This is a genomic window from Roseococcus sp. GW821-FHT12F05, assembly GCF_058806835.1.
Window position 1 is genome coordinate 173,499 of sequence record NZ_JBXAQB010000015.1, and the last position, 16,054, is coordinate 189,552.

Here is a 16,054-nt window from a genome sequence, read left to right on the forward strand (position 1 = left end):
GTGGAAGGATCAGCCGTCGTGCAGCGCCTGCGCGGCCTCGGCGGCGAGGGGGCCGAAGCGGCGGCCGAACTCCTCGGGCGGCCATTCGCCGACCTGGCCGGCGATGTGCACGGCGGCGATGGGCTCGCCCTGGGCGTTCAGGACCGGCGCCGCGACCGAGACGACGCCGGCCAGCAGCTCGTTGGCGACGAGCGCATAGCCCTCCGCGCGCGCGAGGCGGACGCGCTCGAGGATGGTCGCGTGGTCCGTCGTGGTCTGCGGCGTGGGCTTGTCCATGGGCGAGCGGGCGAGGATGTCGCGCACGCGGTCCTCGTCCAGCCGCGACATCGCCGCCTGCCCGCCGGAGGAACAGAAGGTCGGGATGCGGCGGCCCACCAGATTGGTGAAGAAGGTCTCGCGCTTCGCCTGCAGGCGGATGGCGTAGAGCATGGTGAGGTCGTCGAAGAGGCTGAGGTCCACGCGCTCCTGCGCCGTGCGGCGCACCTCGACCAGCACGGGCGTGGCGCGCTCGATCAGCTTGTGGCTGCGCAGGTAGTCGAAGGAGCGCTCCAGCAGGCGCCGGCCCGGCAGCAGCCCGCCGCGCGCGGTCTCGAGATAGCCGAGCTGCACGAGCGTGTGCGCCAGCCGCTGCACGCCGCTCTTGTCGATGCCGGCGGCCTTGGCGATCTCGCGCAGCGAGGCGGGGTGGGGCGAGGTGGAGAAGGTCTCCAGCACGCGGAAGGCGCGGGCGACCGCCTCGATGAAGAGGGGATCGCGCCGCTCCGGCTCGCCAGCCTCGGGTCGTTCGGCAAGTGTCATCGATCTCACGGCGATAGGTTGACGGGCAAATGCGCTCCCGTCTACCATTATTTCGATATGAAAGTATCTTCTAGAGATACGATTTTTCTTCGAGTGACCAAAAGCCAGGCCGAAAAGGCTGGCACCGCCAGTCCCGACCCATTTTCGAGCAGCCCGCGCCTGCCGCGCGGGGAGAGGGTTCCGCATGTTCCAGCACCGATCGCACGAGGCTCGCCGATGAGCGGCCTTTCCCTGGGGCGGCGCCCCCTTCTGCTCGGCGCGCCAGCCCTCGTCTCCGGGGCGGTGATGGCGCAGGGCCGCGACCGGCCGGTGCGGCTGGTGCTGAGCGTCGAGCTCCAGATCCTCGATCCGCATTTCGGCAACACCAATCCGACCCGCGCCTTCGGCTACATGGTCTTCGACACGCTGGTCTCGATGGATAGCCAGGGCCGCTACCGCCCGCAGATGCTGGAAAGCTGGACCCGCAGCGAGGACGGGATGCGTTGGGGCTTCACCCTGCGTCCCGGCCTCGCCTGGCACGACGGCACCCCCGTCACCGCCGAGGACTGCGTGGCCAGCCTGCGCCGCTGGGGCTCGAATGACGGCTTCGGCCGCCGGCTCTTCGCCGCCACCAAGGAGCTGCGCGCCGAGGACGACCGCCGCTTCACGCTGGAGCTGTCGCGCCCCTTCGGCTGGGTGATCGAGGCGCTGGGCAAGCCGGCCGCCTATGTCCCCTTCATGATGCCGGCGCGCCTCGCGGCCACGCCCGCCAGCCGGCAGGTGGCGGAGATCGTCGGCTCCGGTCCCTTCACCTTCAATCGCGCCGAATGGCGGCCGGGCGAGCGCGCCGTCCTGCGCCGCAATCCCCACTACGTGCCGCGCGACGAGCCGGCGGACGGCCTCGCCGGCGGCAAGGTGCCGCGCGCCGAGGTGATCGAGATCGTCTCCATGCCCGACCTCGCGACCCGCGTGGCGGCGCTGCAGACGGGCGAGGTGGACTACCTGGAGCTGGTGCCGATCGACTACATCGCGCGGCTGCGGCGGGAGCGCTCCATCGCCATGGCCGCGCCGCCGCCGATCGCGCAGGTGATGGGCGGCGTGCAGGTCAACACGCTGCAGCCGCCCTTCAACAACCGGTTGGCACGCCAGGCGCTCCAGGCCGCGGTGGACCAGGAGGAGATCCTGGCCGCGCTCGGGCTGCCCTCGGACATGGCGATGCCCTTCTGCGGCAGCATCTTCATGTGCGGCGGGCCCTATGCCTCCGAGGCCGGCACCCGGCCCTGGCGTGAGGGCGGCATGGCGCGGGCGCGGGTGCTGCTGGAGCAGTCCGGCATGAAGAACCAGCGCGTGGCGCTGCTGCACAGCGGCGATTCCGCGCTGATCAGCCCGATGACGCTGGTGCTGGCCGACCGGCTGAAGCAGGCCGGCTTCAACGTGGACCTGCAGACCTACGACTACGCCACCATCACCCAGCGACGCCTCAAGCAGGACCCGGTGGAGCAGGGCGGCTGGAGCCTCGTCCCCGTGGTCTGGACGGGCTATGACCTGCTGAACCCGCTCTCCAACTACGGCACGGCCTACAGCTGCTCGACGAGCTATCCGGGCTGGTACTGCATCCCGGAGATGCAGCCGCTGCTCGAACGCTTCGAGGCCGAGTCCGACCCCGCCCGGCGCAAGGAGCTGGCCGACCGCATGCAGGCCCTGGTGCACGAGGAGGCGACCATGCTCTTCACCGGCCAGTTCGCGGTGCCGGCGGCCTATCGGACGGAGCTGGAAGGCGTGCTGCCGATCGGCCTGCCGGTGATGTGGAACCTGCGGCGGAAGGGCTGAGCCTCAGCCCATCCGGACGTTGTAGAAGAGCGGCGCGCCCCGCGGCACGCCGCTCACGTTGCGGCGATAGGCGGTCGGCTGCCACCAGCGGCCGCCGGGAATGTAGGGCACGTCGATCCAGACCTGTTCCTGGATCTGCCGGCAGATCGCCTTCTGGGCGGCTTCGTCGGGCGCGGCGAACCACGCGTCGCGGAGCTCCTCCAGCTTCGGTGCGTTGGGCCAGCCGGACCAGGCGCGCGGGCCGTTGCCGCGGATCGCGAGATGGCCCGCCGGGTCCCACATGTCCGTCCCGGGCAGGAAGCTGGCGGTGGCGCTCCAGCCGCCGCGCTCGGGCGGCTCGCGGTTGTTGCGGCGGGCGAGCCACGAGCTGAAATCGACCGGGGTGAGGTTCACGTTCATGCCGGCCCGCTTCAGGGAATCCGCCGCGATCTCGGCCAGGCCGTTCATCGCCTGGTTGTTGGTGGGCGTGAGGAAGACCACCGGCTCGCCCTTGTAGCCCGCCGCCTCCAGCTCGCGCCGGGCCTTGCCGAGTTCACGCGGGCCGGTCAGCACGCCCATCCCCGCATCGTTGGCCATGGGCGATTCCGGGCAGAAGACGCCGAGGCGGTCATCCGCCAGCGACGGGTCCCCGCCGGAGACCGAGGCCATCAGGTCGGTCTGGCTGATCACGCCCAGCAGCGCGCGCCGCACGCCCGGATTATCGAAGGGCGGGTAGAGCTGGTTGAAGCGGATGATGGTCATGAAGCCGGTGCGGTCGATCACCTCGACGGTGATGTCGCGCTGGCGGCGCAGGGTGGCGAGGTAGTCGGTCTGCGGGCGCTCCCACCAGTCCACCTCGCCCTGTCGAAGCGCGGCGGCGGCGGTGGCGTCGTCGCGGATGGTGACCCATTCCACGCGCGGCAGGTGCGCGATCTTCGGGCCGGCCATGAAGGAGGGCGTGCCGTCGGGGCGCGGCACGTAGCCGGAGAAGCGCTCCCAGACGCTGCGCACGCCGTCCACGCGCTCGGCCGCGAGATAGCGGAAGGGCCCGCTGCCGACCATCTCCGTGACCTGCCGGTTGGCGGGCGTGCTCGCGAGCCGCTCGGGCATGATGACGGGGAGGAAGGCGGTGCTCTTGCCGAGAGCCGCGGGCAGGAGCGGGAAGGGCGCCTTGAGGCGGAAGCGGACCTCGGTGTCGGAGGCGGCCGAGAGCTCGTCCGTCTGGGCCATCAGCGCCTGGCCGAAGGGATCGACGCTGCCCCAGCGGCGCAGGCTCGCGACCACGTCGCGGGCGAGGACGGGCGTGTCGTCGTGGAAGCGCAGGCCGTCGCGGAGGGTGAGGCGCCAGAGCTTCCCGTCGTTCTCGACGACGTGGCCGGCGACCATCTGGGGCTGGACCTGGAAGTTCTCGTCCTGGCCGTAGAGCGTGTCGAAGACCATGAGCGCGTGCAGGCGCTGGACGAAGCCGGCGGTGAAGATCGGGTCCAGCACGGTGAGGTCCGAATTGGGCACGAATTTCAGGGGGCGGACGCCCTGAGCGAGGGCAGGGGCCGCTGATGCGGCGGGGAGGGCGAGGAGCGAGCGTCGGTGCATGGGCGAAGCTTATAAGGAATCAGAGTCCAGGGAACTGGTTCCCTGGCGGGGTTGGCCGCGAAGCGGAGAGAACGCGGGAGGGCGGAGCCTTCCGCGATGCTCGCCCCGGGTTCATGCTGACGTCATGGACGCGCTCTGCCGCGACTGTTTTCGGGATCCTGGCCCCGAGCCTGCCTGCCGTCATTGCGGTGGCCGCCGGCTGCTCTGTCATGCCGAATTGTTTGCGCTGACCATCGCGCATGTGGATTGCGACGCCTTCTACGCGAGCGTCGAGAAGCGGGACCGCCCGGAGCTGGCGAGCAAGCCGGTCCTGGTCGGCGGCGCGAAGCGCGGCGTGGTCTCGGCGGCCTGCTATGTCGCGCGCGGCTATGGCATCCACAGCGCGATGCCGATGTTCAAGGCGCTGGCGGCCTGCCCCGACGCGGTGGTGATCAAGCCGGATATGGCCAAATACGTGGCCGAGGGCCGCCGCATCCGCGCGATGATGGAGGCGCTGACGCCGCTGGTGGCGCCGCTCTCCATTGACGAGGCGGTGCTGGATCTCGCGGGAACCGAGCGGCTGCACCGCGCGCCGCCGGCGGCCGTGCTGGCGCGCTTCGCGAAGCGGGTGGAGCAGGAGGTGGGGGTGACGGTCTCCATCGGCCTCGCGGGCAACCGGCTGATGGCGAAGCTGGCGGCCGAGCGCGACAAGCCGCGCGGCTTCGCGGTGATCGGGCGCAACGAGGCCGCCGGATGGCTGGCGCCGCAGCGGGTCGGCCTGCTGCCAGGGATCGGCCCGGCCGCGGCGCGGCGGCTGGAGGCGGCGGGGATCACCCGGCTCGGCCAGCTCGCGGCCCTGGACGACCGGGCGGCGATGGCGCGGCTGGGCGCGGAGGGGCCGTCGCTTGCGGCCCGTGCCCGGGGCGAGGACAGCCGGTCTGTCAGCCCCGATCGCGAGACCAAGAGCGTCAGCGCCGAGACCACCTTCGACGAGGACCTGGCCGGCCTCGCCGAACTGGAGGCCGTGCTCTGGCGCATCTGCGAGCGGCTGGCCAAGCGGCTGGCGGCGAAGGAGCTGGCGGCGGGCGGCGTGGTGCTGAAGCTGAAGACGGCCGGCTTCGAGACGATCACGCGCAGCGCGCGGATGCCGGCGCCGACGCTGCTCCCCGAGACGATGTTCGAGGCCGCACGGCCGCTGCTGGCCAGGGCGGCGGACGGCACGCGCTACCGGCTGCTGGGTCTGGGCGCTGCGCCGCTGGCGGAGGCGGCCGATGCGGACCGGGGCGACCTCGCCGATCCGAATGCGCCGAAGCGCGCGGCCAGGTGGCGCGCGGTGGAGGCGCTCCGGGAGAAATTCGGGGCCGGGAGCGTGGTGGCGGGCCGGGCGCTGGGCGGGCGGAAGCGGTGAGGGCTACTCCGGCAATTGCCCGATCACGTAGTTGCACCAGCCGGTCGCAGCCCAGAGGCCCATCTGGCGCCAGACCATGTCGTTCCTGCGCCTGCCGCGCGCCATGTATTCCTCGGCCACCGGGCCGAGCGTGACCTCGCCGCTTTCGACGATGTGGAAGCCGCTGGCGGAAAGCAGGTCCTCGACCTCGCGCCGCTCCGGCGTGCGCAGATGCGTGAAGTCGTCGAAGAAATTGAAGGTCTGCATGACGAAGCCCTGCGCGCCGAGATCGGCCGCCTTCGGGAAGCCCGCGCTGCGCGGATGCGGCCATTCCAGGTAGATGCGCGCCCCGGGCGCGGCCTGCCGGCGCATCGCCTCGACCAGCCCGGCCGGGCTCGCGACGTGCTCGATGAGGTGCGAGGCGAGGAAGCCCTGGAAGGGATGGCCGAAATCGGGCAGCCCCTCGTCCAGGTTCGCCACGCGCCAGTCGGCGTAGCGGCCGGCATGCTGCCCACGCTGCAGGTCGACGCCGAAGAAGCGGATGTCCTTGCGGCGCGGGTGGCCCCATTCCGACCAGAAGGACAGCCCGCCCGAGCCCGCGCCGATGTCGAGCAGCGAGGCGTTCATGGGCAGGGTCTTGAGGAAGCGGTAGCGCGGATAGAACTGCCAGAAGAGCTGCTCCAGCTCCCCGTCGCCGATCTTCAGCCGCTCCTTCTGCGTGATCAGGGCGGTGGTCCAGTCGGGTAGCTCGCTCATGGGCGGTCGGGCTCCTGGCCGGACTGGGAAGGGGATATCAGGATCGCACGCGCCAGGCCGTAGCCCCTTCCTGCGTGAAGAAGCAGCCCTCCACGCGGCAGCCCATGGCCTCCAGCGTGCCGATCAGGCCGAGCCGGCTCTCCAGCGGCACCAGCAGCATCATGAAGCCGCCGCCGCCCGCGCCCGAGACCTTGCCGGCATAGGCGCCGGCCTGCATCGCCGCCGCCTGCACCTCCTCGATGCGGGCGTTGCTGATGCCGCTCGCCATGGCGCGCTTCTGCAGCCAGCCCTCGCGCAGCGTCTCGGCCAGCAGCTCGAAGTCGCCGCGCAGCAGCGCCTCCTTCATGGTGAGCGCGGAGGCCTTCAGCGCGTGCATCGCGTCGATGGATTTCGTGGCGCCGGCGCGGACGTTGTCGCTCTGCTGCGCGATGATCGTGGCGCTCTCGCGCGAGACGCCGGTGAAGCAGAGCATGGTGCGCGAGGCGAGCTCGTTCGCGACCTCCTGCTTGATCTTCAGCGGATTCACGATGACGCGGTCGTTCGCGTAGAACTCCATGAAGTTGAAGCCGCCGAAGGCCGCGGCGTACTGGTCCTGCCGCCCACCATGCAGGCCGATGTCCTGCCGCTCGATGACATAGGCCAGGTGCGCCACGTCGTATTCGCCGAGCGGCAGCGCCAGCCATTCGGTGAAGGCCTGCACCAGCGCCACCACGATCGCCGAGGAGGAGCCGAGGCCGGAGCCGGCCGGCGCCTCCGAGAAGGTGCTGATGCGCACCGCCTGACCCTTGCCGTGCCCGTAGTCGGCGATGATGCGGTTGTAGACCGCCTTGGCGATGTCGAGCTCGCCGTCCAGCGGCAGCCGCGCGGCCACCGGATAGGCGCGGCGGCGCTTCAGGTCCACGCTCTCGACGACGATCTCGTCGCCCGTCAGCGGCTCCACCATGGCATAGGCGTAGCGGTCGATGGTGACGTTCATCACGGCACCGCCATGCAGGTCGGTGTAGGGCGAGACGTCGGTGCCGCCGCCGGCCAGGCCGAGGCGCAGCGGAGCTCGGGCACGGATGATCATGGCAGGCGTCGTCCTCCGCGGATGGGATCGGGCGCCGTTCGGATGCGGCGCCTCCTGTCGAAGCGTTCCGCCGGGCGTTTCGCCCCCCGGCACCGGGAAGGTTCAGCTATGACGTGCAATGCCGCGTTTGGGAAGGCGGATGCCGTGCGCCGGGCACGCGGCGGCATGGGCCTCCGCGCGCCCGGCGGGAGCGCGCCGCGGGAGCGGCGCAGGCCGTGCATGGGGCTGCCCGCCGGGCATGCGGCTCACGCCCCGGCCGGCCGGCGGCCGGCTCCGACAAGGATCGACCAGGCCTGCGCGCGCAGCTTCGGCGCGACATCCTCCCGCTCCTTCGGCACCGCGACCACGTAGTGCGGCACCTCGCGCTGGTCCCAGGGCAGGTTGAAGAAGGCCGTGGTGAACTCGCGGCCGACCAGGTCGAGCAGCCGGTAGTCCACACTCTCGAAATAGGCGAAGAACTCCGGTGCGTCGTAGCCGGCCGGCAGGGCGGCGTCCTTGCCGCCGAACTCGAAGGCGACGATGGGGCGCTGCCGGCGCAGCAGCTCCGTCGCGCCGCGCAGGGCCAGGAAGTCGTAGCCCTCCAGGTCCAGCTTGATGAAGCGCACCGGCTCGTCGGCCAGCGTGTCGAGCGGCACGAGCTCCGTTTCGATCTTCTGGATCTCGAGGTCCGGATAGGCGAAGGAGAGATCGCGGTCGAGCAGGCTCGAGAGCGCCGCGTCGTTCACCACGTGGTGGAAGGTCGCGTGGCCGGCCTCGCGGCCGAGCGCCTTATTGTGCAGCGTGAGCTGCGGCCGGCCGGCCAACGTGGAGCGGACATGGGCGGCCGCGTGGGGCAGCGGCTCGAAGGCGTGCACGCGGCCCGTGGGCCCGACCAGCGCGGTCATCGGCCCGGTATGCGCGCCGAAATTGGCGCCGCCGTCGATCGCCGTGTCGCCCGTCCGCAGCTCGGAGGTGTAGAGGCGCCGGATCAGCACCTCGTAGGCCTCCTGGCTGTCCTGCAGGTCGGCCAGCATCCGTGCGTCCGCCTGGTCGAGATCGGGCAGCGGCGGCAGCTTCACCGCCTCGAAGATGCGGATCGACTCGCGCGCCGTGCCGCCGAGCACGGGGACGTCGTGCTGCACCAGCAGCAGGCCGGCCTGCGCGATCAGCTCCGGGAGGTCGGCGCCGTAGTCGGTGAAGACCAGCGCGCCCTCCGACCGCACGGGATCGCCGTGGTATTCCGCCGGCAGCAGGTGCTCCACACCCTGCTCACCCAGCCGGGCGCGGGTCACGCTGCGCGGCATGTCGGGGTATTGCGGGATGGTGAAGAAATGCGAGCCGCCGGGCCGCAGCACCCGCGCCGTCTCCGCGAAGCCGCGGACGGGGTCGGGGACATGCTCCATCACGTCCTGGCTGAGGACCATGTCGAAGCTCGCATCGGCATAGGTGAGGCGGGTCACGTCCTCGCAGCGCACGCCGTGCGGCCCCGGCGTGCCGATCGGCACGTCCGGGAAGAACTCGGAGGTGGAGTAGTTCGGGAAGCCATTGAGCGCGTCGGCGATGCCGCCCACGAAGCCGAGCTCGTGGATGCGGAGCTCCGGGCGGCTGCGCATCAGCTCGGGCAGCGAGCTCTCGCCGGCCTGGGCGAAGCGCCGCACCAGCACGCGCGCCATCGCCTCGGCGCGGCCCAACGCATAGCAGCCCTGGCAGACGAAGGATTCGCGGAAATTGCCGTCCAGCGGCGGTGCCATCAGCTTCGCCGAGCCGCAGGCGCTGCAGCGCGGCGTGCGGAACACCTCGTTGAGCGCAGCCCGCGCCGCGCTGCGCGTGAAGCGGTGCCGCATCAGCGCGACGCCGGCTTGCGACAGGGAGGCGCAGCGTTCCGCATCCCCCAGCAGCGCCAGCACGCCCGCGGCCAGCCCCGCCGCATCCCCGGCGACGAGGGCCTCGGCTCCGGGCGTGATGCCGATGCCCTCGGCGCCGACCGGCGTGGTCACCACGGGCAGGCCGAAGCGTAGCGCCTCGACGACCTTGCCCTTCACGCCCGCGCCGTAGCGCAGAGCCGCGAGCATGACGCGCGACCGGTCGAAATAGGGATCGAGCTCCGGCACCTGCCCGGTCACGAGGATGCGCGGCCCGGCCAGGGCGCGGACCTCGGCCGGCGGGGCGTAGCCGACCAGCAGCAGGCGGGCCTCCGGCCGCTCCCGCCAGACGAGAGGCATCACCTCGCGGGCGATGAACAGAGCCGCGTCCACGTTCGGGGTGTGCGGGAAGCCGCCGACGAAGAGCACGTCCTGCAGCGGCTCGAAATGGGCGGCGTCGCGCGGATGCAGCTCCTCCTCGGCGTAGCAGTAGGACGGGATGGCGATGACCCGCTGTTCCGGGAGGAGGCCGCGGATGACCTCGGCTTCCTCGCCGCTCGGCGTCATGACGCGGTCCGCCGCGCGCAGGACGGCCAGCTCCTTCTCCCGCATCTCCGCGGCGGCACGCGTCAGCGCGGCGTCACCGTGCGTCGCGGCCTCGCGCTCCATCCGCTGGAAATGCAGGTCGTGCGTGTAGTAGGCGATCTCGGCCCGGCTGTGGGCGCGCAGCGGGCCGAGCAGCTTCGCCGCGATCTCCGGCCGGCTGATCCAGGCCGCGTCGAGGTGTTTCCCGTGCTCCGCGAGCCAGCCTTCGATGGTCCAGGGCGCGCGGATCAGCTCGATGCCGAGCGTCTCCAGAGCCTCGGCGGCGGGGCCTTCGGCCAAGCCGTCGCGCGGCCCGAAGACGACCCGCCAGCCGGCCTGGACCAGCAGCTGCAGGTAGGAGGTCATGGTGACGTCGCCGGCATGGCGGTCGGGCCGCGGCACGCCGTGGTCGACGACCAGGATCACCGGCCGCGGATGGCCGGCCTCGGCGATCGCGAACTCGTCCGAGGGGTCGCCCGGCTGGCGGCGGAGCGTCTCGGCGAAGCGGGCCGCGAAGGTCTGCTGGTTGATGCCCGACAGCTGGTCCCGGCGCTCGGCGCCGTAGGAGGAGCTGCCGAGGTGCACGACGCGACTGCGCGGCTCGTAGATGACCTCCAGCCCCTTCTCCTTTGCGCGGAAGGCGAAGTCGAACTCCTCATAGAAGGCGGGCGCATAGGCGGTGTCGAGGCCGCCCAGTTCGTCCCAGACGCGCCGGGGCACGGCGAAGCAGGCGCCGGTCACGCAATCCACGCGGCGCCGGCGGGTGTAGGCGCCGTTGCGCGGATCGCCGTCGCGGCCGATGGGCTGCCCCCAGCCGTTCGACAGGATACGCCAGCCGGCATCCTGGATGGAGCCGTCGTCGTTCAGCAGCATGCTCCCGGCCAGTGCGGCGCGGGGAGACGAGTCCAACGCCTCGACGAGCGTGCGGAGCCAGCCCGCCTGGACGATGGTGTCGCTGTTCAGCAGGCAGAGAATGCGCCCGCGCGCCGCCTCGGCGCCGCGGTTGCAGGTGCGCAGGAAGCCGAGGTTCTCGGCATTGGCGATGCCGACCAGGCCGGGGCTCTCCGGGATCAGGGGCAGCACCGGCTCGGCCGGGCAGTCGTCCACCAGGATGACCTCGAAGGACGGCTCGCCGCGCCGATGGACGGCGAGCGAGCGGAGGCAGTTCAGCAGCTCGGGCAGGCCGCGATAAGCCGGGATGATGACCGAGACCTCGGGGTCGGCCACGGCCGGGAAGCCGATCGGCGCGGTGCCGTACATCTCCTCGAAGTCGAGGCGCAGGGTGAGCGGGGTGCGGGGTGGCGCGGCGGCCGGTGCGGCGGGCTCCGGCAGGGACGGTAACTCGGCCGTGGCCTGCTGCGCGGCGGCGGCCCGGTGGCGGCGCCAGAGCAGGAAGCGATGGCCGATCTGCAGCGTCGCCGTCCACCAGATCACCTGCAGGACGCGCCGCAGGTTGCGCGCCACGCGGGGGTGCTCGCTGCCCAGCCGGCGCAGCGGCGCGGTCAGCCGCCAGATGCCGCTATTGGCGACCATGTCGCGCGCGGCGATCGCCTCCGCGAGCTCGACGTCGCGGGAGGCGATCTGCTCCCGCAGGGCCTCCAGGGCGGCGCGGTGCTGCTTGAGCTGCTCGACCCGGTGCTGGCGCTCGCTCTCGGTCCGGCGGCGCTCGCTCGTGATCTCCCATTCCAGCCGCTCGCCGGCGGAGAGCGCCTCTGCCAGTGTCCAGTTCTTCAACATCCGCCTGCGGCCGAACTGCCAGTATGAGAATGCGCCTATTCGCCGCTTCTTCTCGTTTTGCCTCATTGCTTGACCGTGGACGTTCGCTTGAGCCCGTTCCAAGACATCGCTATGATGTGGGGAGCGTTGTGGGGATAACTCCATAGCAGCGGAGCGAACCATGCCGAAGCGAGCTGAGCCCCTTACAGCCCTGCAGGTGAAGAATGCAAAGCCGGGAAGCTACGTCGATGGTAGCGGGTTGATGCTCGTGGTGGGCGCTAGCTCTGCCTCCTGGGTGTTGCGATACTCGGTACGCGGCCGGCGCAGGGACATGGGCTTGGGCGCCGCACGAGGGCCGTCCGCGCTATCTCTCGCGGATGCTCGGCAGCGGGCGGGAGAGGCCCGGGCGCTGCTCAAGGCAGGTGTAGATCCGCTGGCCGCGAAACAGGCCGAAGCTGCACGGGACAGGGACGAGGCGGAGGCGGAGGTTGCTCCGGTCTCTTTCCAGACCGCGGCCATAGCTTTGCACGGGGCCAAGTCATCCGAGTGGAAGAATCCCAAGCACGGCGAACAATGGCTGACCACGCTGAGGTCCTACGTCTTTCCGATCTTTGGGCCAGTGCCGGTGGCTGAGATCGACACAGATCATGTCCTCCGCGCACTTCAGCCGATCTGGACGAAGACGCCCGAGACAGCCTCCCGAGTGCGCGGACGCATTGAGGCGGTATTGAACTATGCTGCCGCTACATCCCTGCGGCCGAGAGGCTCCAATCCCGCAGCGTGGCGTGGACACCTTGCCGAAGTGCTGGGTGCCCCAACCAAGCTGAAGGCCGCAGCGCGCCGGGAGAAGGAGAAGGGCGCGAACTACCCATCACTCCCCTGGCAGCAGGTTCCCGCCTTCCTGATCGCTCTCCGCGGGCGCTCCAGCATGGCCGCGCTGGCCCTGCGCTTCTCCATCCTGACCGCCGCCCGGAGTGGGGAGATGCGGGGCATGCCCTGGCGCGAGGTCAACGAGAGTGCGTCGATCTGGGCCTTGCCTGCCGCCAGAATGAAAGGCGGCAGGCTGCATCAAGTGCCTCTCTCGTTGGCGGCTTTGGATTTGCTGGTCGAGATGAAGCCCCTTGCGGATGGACCAGATAGCCTCGTCTTCCCAGGGCGACGCAAAGGCCGACCATTATCGGACACGGCTCTCTCGATGATGGTGCGCAGCATGAGCTTGGAAGGTTTGGAGAAAGGCGAGCGCCCCCGCTGGCGTGATGACGAGGGCTGCGCCGTGGTGCCGCACGGCTTCCGGGCGACCTTCAAGGCGTGGTCGCTGGCTCATGGCTACGCGGATCACCTCAGCGAGAAGGCGCTGGCTCACAGCGACAAGGACAAGGTGCGAGCCGCCTATGCGCGCGATCCCCTGGTGGAAGAGCGCCGACCGATGATGGAGGCATGGGCACGGTGGTGCATGGGGCAAACAGCAGAGGTCACAGACCTGGCATCCGAGCGGGCAAAGAGGTCGGCGGTTTAGGATCGCACGCTCACACAGATGCACGCGTCGGGCCCGGCCGGAAAAGCATAGGGGATCATAGGGATCATAGGCGCCTTGGCTCGTGCTCACCCGCCGCGAGGAACGAGGTGTCTGGCCTCAGGCTGACCCTCGTTTTCCGAATTTCCGCACGTTCCCCAAAACCCCCATAACCACCAAAACCTCCGCAAAGAGCCGGCCGGGCAAGCAGCGGCTGACTGACCGCCTTGCCTGGGCTGGATGAGAGGCCCAATGGCATCAGCCGTGCGTGGTGCTCGGCCCTTCGGGCGGATAGCCCTGGCGCAAGTAGTCTACCACCTGCAGCGGGCGGCGGCGCGGTATTCGACTGCTCTGGGAAGAGGCCGACGCTCATCTCAGGCGGCTCCATGCGAAGGAAGGATTCGCGCGCAGGAGCCGCCCTCGCTCAGACTGGTGGGTGCGACGACACCAGGGAGATGCGAGATGGGCGATTCATATGACCTGCCGGAGTGGGTCAGGCGCGAACTGCGAGAGGATGCGCGACGGCAGCAGCCGCGACCCGTCGATCCGCCGCAGGCCACGGAAACTGAGCCATTGCGCGCGCAGCAGCTTGGGCTGACCAGCGCCAGCACCCCCGCCGGCCTCAGTGGCGAGAGGGCGTCCGAGCAAGCGTTGGCACTCCTCAAGGACATCAGCGATCGCCTCCATCGTGTGGAGGAAATCCTTGGTATTGCGAGGACGTAGTGCTCCTCGTTCTCCCCACCCCGCCGACGCGGTGGCGAGGTGAACGAGCCCAAGTCCCAGAACTCTATTGCCTCACCCAGATGCGCTAATGCACTCTGTAAGGCGGCATGAGTACAACCTTGCTTGGGAGAACAAATCGTGGCGCCCGACCTAAAAATCGCCGAACTCAGTGGCCGCTTGCTTGTACTGGACTTGGCGGTCCGCTCCCTACTCAAAGAGTCGCCTGATGCGGCGCAGGAGTTGGCCCAGCGTCTTCCCGAGCTGTTGCTCCACCACCGGCCGGGGCGCCCCACATATGCCGGCATCGCCGTCCAGGAATTCCAGGGCTGGCTCTGGCGCGAGTGCAATGTGGTTCGGAAGGACTGAGCGGAGCGGCGCATCGGGTTGCGGTCTTGTGAGAACGAGTCCGCCGCGAGACGCCGGGGCGCGCGTTCACGCCGCGCGAGGCGGACATCCGCTTCGAGGATTTCCCGCGCCAATCCAGTGGCAAGTTGGGCGGGCCTCGACCGGAGGGTTTCGGTGGGCTGCGGAGGTTGAGATTTATACAGGCCCGATCGGTGGCCGCGGTATCCCGCTCTTGCCGTAGTCGCGCAGATGAAACTCGATTTGTCCTCGCGGTTCTGGCGTCCGAAACCGCCTCAAGCTATCTCGGACACTTCCAAGTTGAGCGTTCGCTTGCTGCGCTCGATATAGCCCAGGGCTTCGATAATCAGCAGTTCGACGGATGCGGGATCTTTCCTGTTCTCGTGCATAGCAGCCAGTATCAGGACCATATGCTCCAAATTGATCAAAGTCTCGGCGATCACAGGAACCAGAATTCTCGACGTCGGGTCAGGCAAGGCTCGGTTCCTCCAGGGAAGGATCACTCATGACAATCTTGCTGCCCCAATTCGCAATGGACAACCCGCGGTTGCAGGAAATCCGGAGGTAAATTTCATTCTATAGAATGTTGCTGTCGCTTGGCGCCTGGATATCCACGGACTGCTCGCGTATCGAATAGCAATATACGCGATTATCTCACTTTTTATGACTCGACGGCTCCGCCATTTACCCGTCAGGATTGTAGTTTACGTCAATCCAGAGCGATAAAAGGGTCAATCGCAGATCATGATGAGAATGCCGAGCTTCCGCGTCCTTGTCTTTGGCGGCCGCGATTTCGCTAACGTCAAGGAGATATATGACGTGCTGGACCGCGTGCACGCGAGGCGATCTATTACGACTCTGATCCACGGCGGAGCCTCGGGCGCAGACACTCTCGGCGGCCGTTGGGGCGCCGATCGCGGTGTCCTAGTGGTTGTCTATCCAGCGAACTGGAAGCGTTACGGCCTCGCCGCCGGGCCGATCCGAAACGAGCAGATGCTGCGCGAGGGCCAGCCGGACGCAGCGATCGCTTTCCCGGGCGGAAGGGACACAGCCAACATGGCAGGGCTACTACGAGCTCAGGGCGTGCCGGTGTGGGAGCCAATCGGAGCCGAGGTTCAGTAGACCGCATCGGTCAGCAGTATCCCCTCGGCGCCTAAGTCGCCCCGAGGGTCGTCTTTCTTCGAACATGCCGTCCTCCTAACATTTGATGACCGCCGGGCGGCAGAATGGGCGGGACCGCTCATGGAAGCCCTGATGCCGACGCGCGCCTCACACTCCGTCCGCCGGTTCGTCCTCACCTGGATCGGCGCCGGCCTCATCCTGCCGATGATCGTGTTCTGGGCGCTGGTGGCGTGGGCACTGCTCTGATCTGCCTGCGCCCCGCGAAGAAGCCATGATGGCGCCCTATCTGCGCCTAGCCGCGACTTCGCTGGCGCTGCTGGGCCTTGGCATCTTGGCGTTCAAGTGGCTCGCGCCCTGATGCATGGCATTTGTCGCCAACTGATCTTCGTCATGCCGGCAGTGAGCCCGTTCGCGCGAGCGATGGGGATCGGCCGTATCAGGCAGGGTGAGTGGAACGGATCGGCTGACACTGCCGCGCTGGCTCTACCTTGTCCCCAGGGATCCTCGCTAAGGCCACGCCGGGGTCCGCTTAATCGCCTCTGAGCAACAGGCTGCCGCGCCAAGTGTTCAAGCTCCGTGGCCGTTTCGACTGGCCGGATGCAGTCCGCGAGAAACACCGACATGGAATCTCCGACCATGGTAGCCGAGCGCGACCACGCGCGGGACTCAGACGAACTTCGCAGGCTCATTGCCTGGGGCATTGAGAGTCCTGCCGCAAAGCTTCGAGCGCGCGAGCTGCTAGATCGTAAGCGCGGTGCCGAGGCCCTTCTTCCGGCGGGTGTGTTGAGTGTGCTGGGTCAGCTTGGAGCGAGGGGACTTCG

At 69.2% G+C, this 16,054-nt stretch carries 11 protein-coding genes; 5 read left to right on the plus strand and 6 right to left on the minus strand.

Going from position 1 to position 16,054, the window contains the following annotated elements; translation table 11 throughout:
• Nucleotides 1-9: 9 nt before the first annotated feature.
• A complete protein-coding gene (locus AC1ROY_RS27585) occupies nt 10-798 on the minus strand; it encodes an IclR family transcriptional regulator (protein ID WP_493152136.1) in 789 nt (262 codons plus the stop codon).
• A gap of 216 nt (nt 799-1,014) precedes the next feature.
• Between AC1ROY_RS27585 and AC1ROY_RS27590 the strand changes: the two genes are divergently transcribed.
• Nucleotides 1,015-2,607 carry an ABC transporter substrate-binding protein gene (locus tag AC1ROY_RS27590; protein WP_493152137.1) on the plus strand — a complete coding sequence of 531 codons (1,593 nt, stop codon included), beginning with the start codon at nt 1,015-1,017 and terminating at the stop codon, nt 2,605-2,607.
• Nucleotides 2,608-2,610: 3 nt separating this feature from the next.
• Here AC1ROY_RS27590 and AC1ROY_RS27595 read toward each other — a convergent pair whose 3' ends face one another.
• Complete coding sequence (locus AC1ROY_RS27595; protein WP_493152138.1) at nt 2,611-4,179, minus strand: ABC transporter substrate-binding protein; 1,569 nt, start codon at nt 4,177-4,179, stop codon at nt 2,611-2,613.
• A gap of 124 nt (nt 4,180-4,303) precedes the next feature.
• On the opposite strand from AC1ROY_RS27595, the gene AC1ROY_RS27600 reads away from it, so the two are divergent.
• On the plus strand, nt 4,304-5,566 hold the full coding sequence (locus AC1ROY_RS27600) for a DNA polymerase IV (protein WP_493152139.1): 1,263 nt from the start codon (nt 4,304-4,306) through the stop codon (nt 5,564-5,566).
• Between the two features lie 3 nt (nt 5,567-5,569).
• Here AC1ROY_RS27600 and AC1ROY_RS27605 read toward each other — a convergent pair whose 3' ends face one another.
• The 3 genes from AC1ROY_RS27605 to AC1ROY_RS27615 form a co-directional block, all read right to left on the minus strand.
• Complete coding sequence (locus AC1ROY_RS27605) at nt 5,570-6,301, minus strand: class I SAM-dependent methyltransferase (protein WP_493152140.1); 732 nt, start codon at nt 6,299-6,301, stop codon at nt 5,570-5,572.
• Between the two features lie 37 nt (nt 6,302-6,338).
• Complete coding sequence (locus tag AC1ROY_RS27610; protein WP_493152141.1) at nt 6,339-7,370, minus strand: GHMP family kinase ATP-binding protein; 1,032 nt, start codon at nt 7,368-7,370, stop codon at nt 6,339-6,341.
• Between the two features lie 245 nt (nt 7,371-7,615).
• On the minus strand, nt 7,616-11,530 hold the full coding sequence (locus AC1ROY_RS27615; RefSeq protein ID WP_493152142.1) for an FkbM family methyltransferase: 3,915 nt from the start codon (nt 11,528-11,530) through the stop codon (nt 7,616-7,618).
• 163 nt (nt 11,531-11,693) lie between these two features.
• On the opposite strand from AC1ROY_RS27615, the gene AC1ROY_RS27620 reads away from it, so the two are divergent.
• Together AC1ROY_RS27620 and AC1ROY_RS27625 are read left to right on the plus strand one after the other, a co-directional pair.
• Nucleotides 11,694-13,028 carry a tyrosine-type recombinase/integrase gene (locus tag AC1ROY_RS27620; protein ID WP_493152143.1) on the plus strand — a complete coding sequence of 445 codons (1,335 nt, stop codon included), beginning with the start codon at nt 11,694-11,696 and terminating at the stop codon, nt 13,026-13,028.
• Between the two features lie 858 nt (nt 13,029-13,886).
• Nucleotides 13,887-14,114, plus strand: coding sequence for a hypothetical protein (locus AC1ROY_RS27625; RefSeq protein ID WP_493152144.1), 228 nt, complete (start codon nt 13,887-13,889; stop codon nt 14,112-14,114).
• 272 nt (nt 14,115-14,386) lie between these two features.
• On the opposite strand, the gene AC1ROY_RS27630 is transcribed toward AC1ROY_RS27625, so the two are convergent.
• Nucleotides 14,387-14,587, minus strand: a complete 201-nt coding sequence (locus tag AC1ROY_RS27630; protein ID WP_493152145.1) for a hypothetical protein — start codon at nt 14,585-14,587, stop codon at nt 14,387-14,389.
• A 277-nt stretch (nt 14,588-14,864) separates the two neighbouring features.
• On the opposite strand from AC1ROY_RS27630, the gene AC1ROY_RS27635 reads away from it, so the two are divergent.
• Entirely contained in the window at nt 14,865-15,233 is a 369-nt protein-coding gene (locus tag AC1ROY_RS27635) for a DUF2493 domain-containing protein (protein WP_493152146.1), read from the plus strand.
• Nucleotides 15,234-16,054 lie beyond the last annotated feature (821 nt).

What these genes read in the sequence shown, in the direction of transcription:
- AC1ROY_RS27585 (WP_493152136.1), bottom strand. Translation starts at nt 798, where the DNA reads ATGACACTTGCCGAACGACCCGAGGCTGGCGAGCCGGAGCGGCGCGAT.
- AC1ROY_RS27590 (WP_493152137.1), top strand. Translation starts at nt 1,015, where the DNA reads ATGAGCGGCCTTTCCCTGGGGCGGCGCCCCCTTCTGCTCGGCGCGCCA.
- AC1ROY_RS27595 (WP_493152138.1), bottom strand. Translation starts at nt 4,179, where the DNA reads ATGCACCGACGCTCGCTCCTCGCCCTCCCCGCCGCATCAGCGGCCCCT.
- AC1ROY_RS27600 (WP_493152139.1), top strand. Translation starts at nt 4,304, where the DNA reads ATGGACGCGCTCTGCCGCGACTGTTTTCGGGATCCTGGCCCCGAGCCT.
- AC1ROY_RS27605 (WP_493152140.1), bottom strand. Translation starts at nt 6,301, where the DNA reads ATGAGCGAGCTACCCGACTGGACCACCGCCCTGATCACGCAGAAGGAG.
- AC1ROY_RS27610 (WP_493152141.1), bottom strand. Translation starts at nt 7,370, where the DNA reads ATGATCATCCGTGCCCGAGCTCCGCTGCGCCTCGGCCTGGCCGGCGGC.
- AC1ROY_RS27620 (WP_493152143.1), top strand. Translation starts at nt 11,694, where the DNA reads ATGCCGAAGCGAGCTGAGCCCCTTACAGCCCTGCAGGTGAAGAATGCA.
- AC1ROY_RS27635 (WP_493152146.1), top strand. Translation starts at nt 14,865, where the DNA reads ATGCCGAGCTTCCGCGTCCTTGTCTTTGGCGGCCGCGATTTCGCTAAC.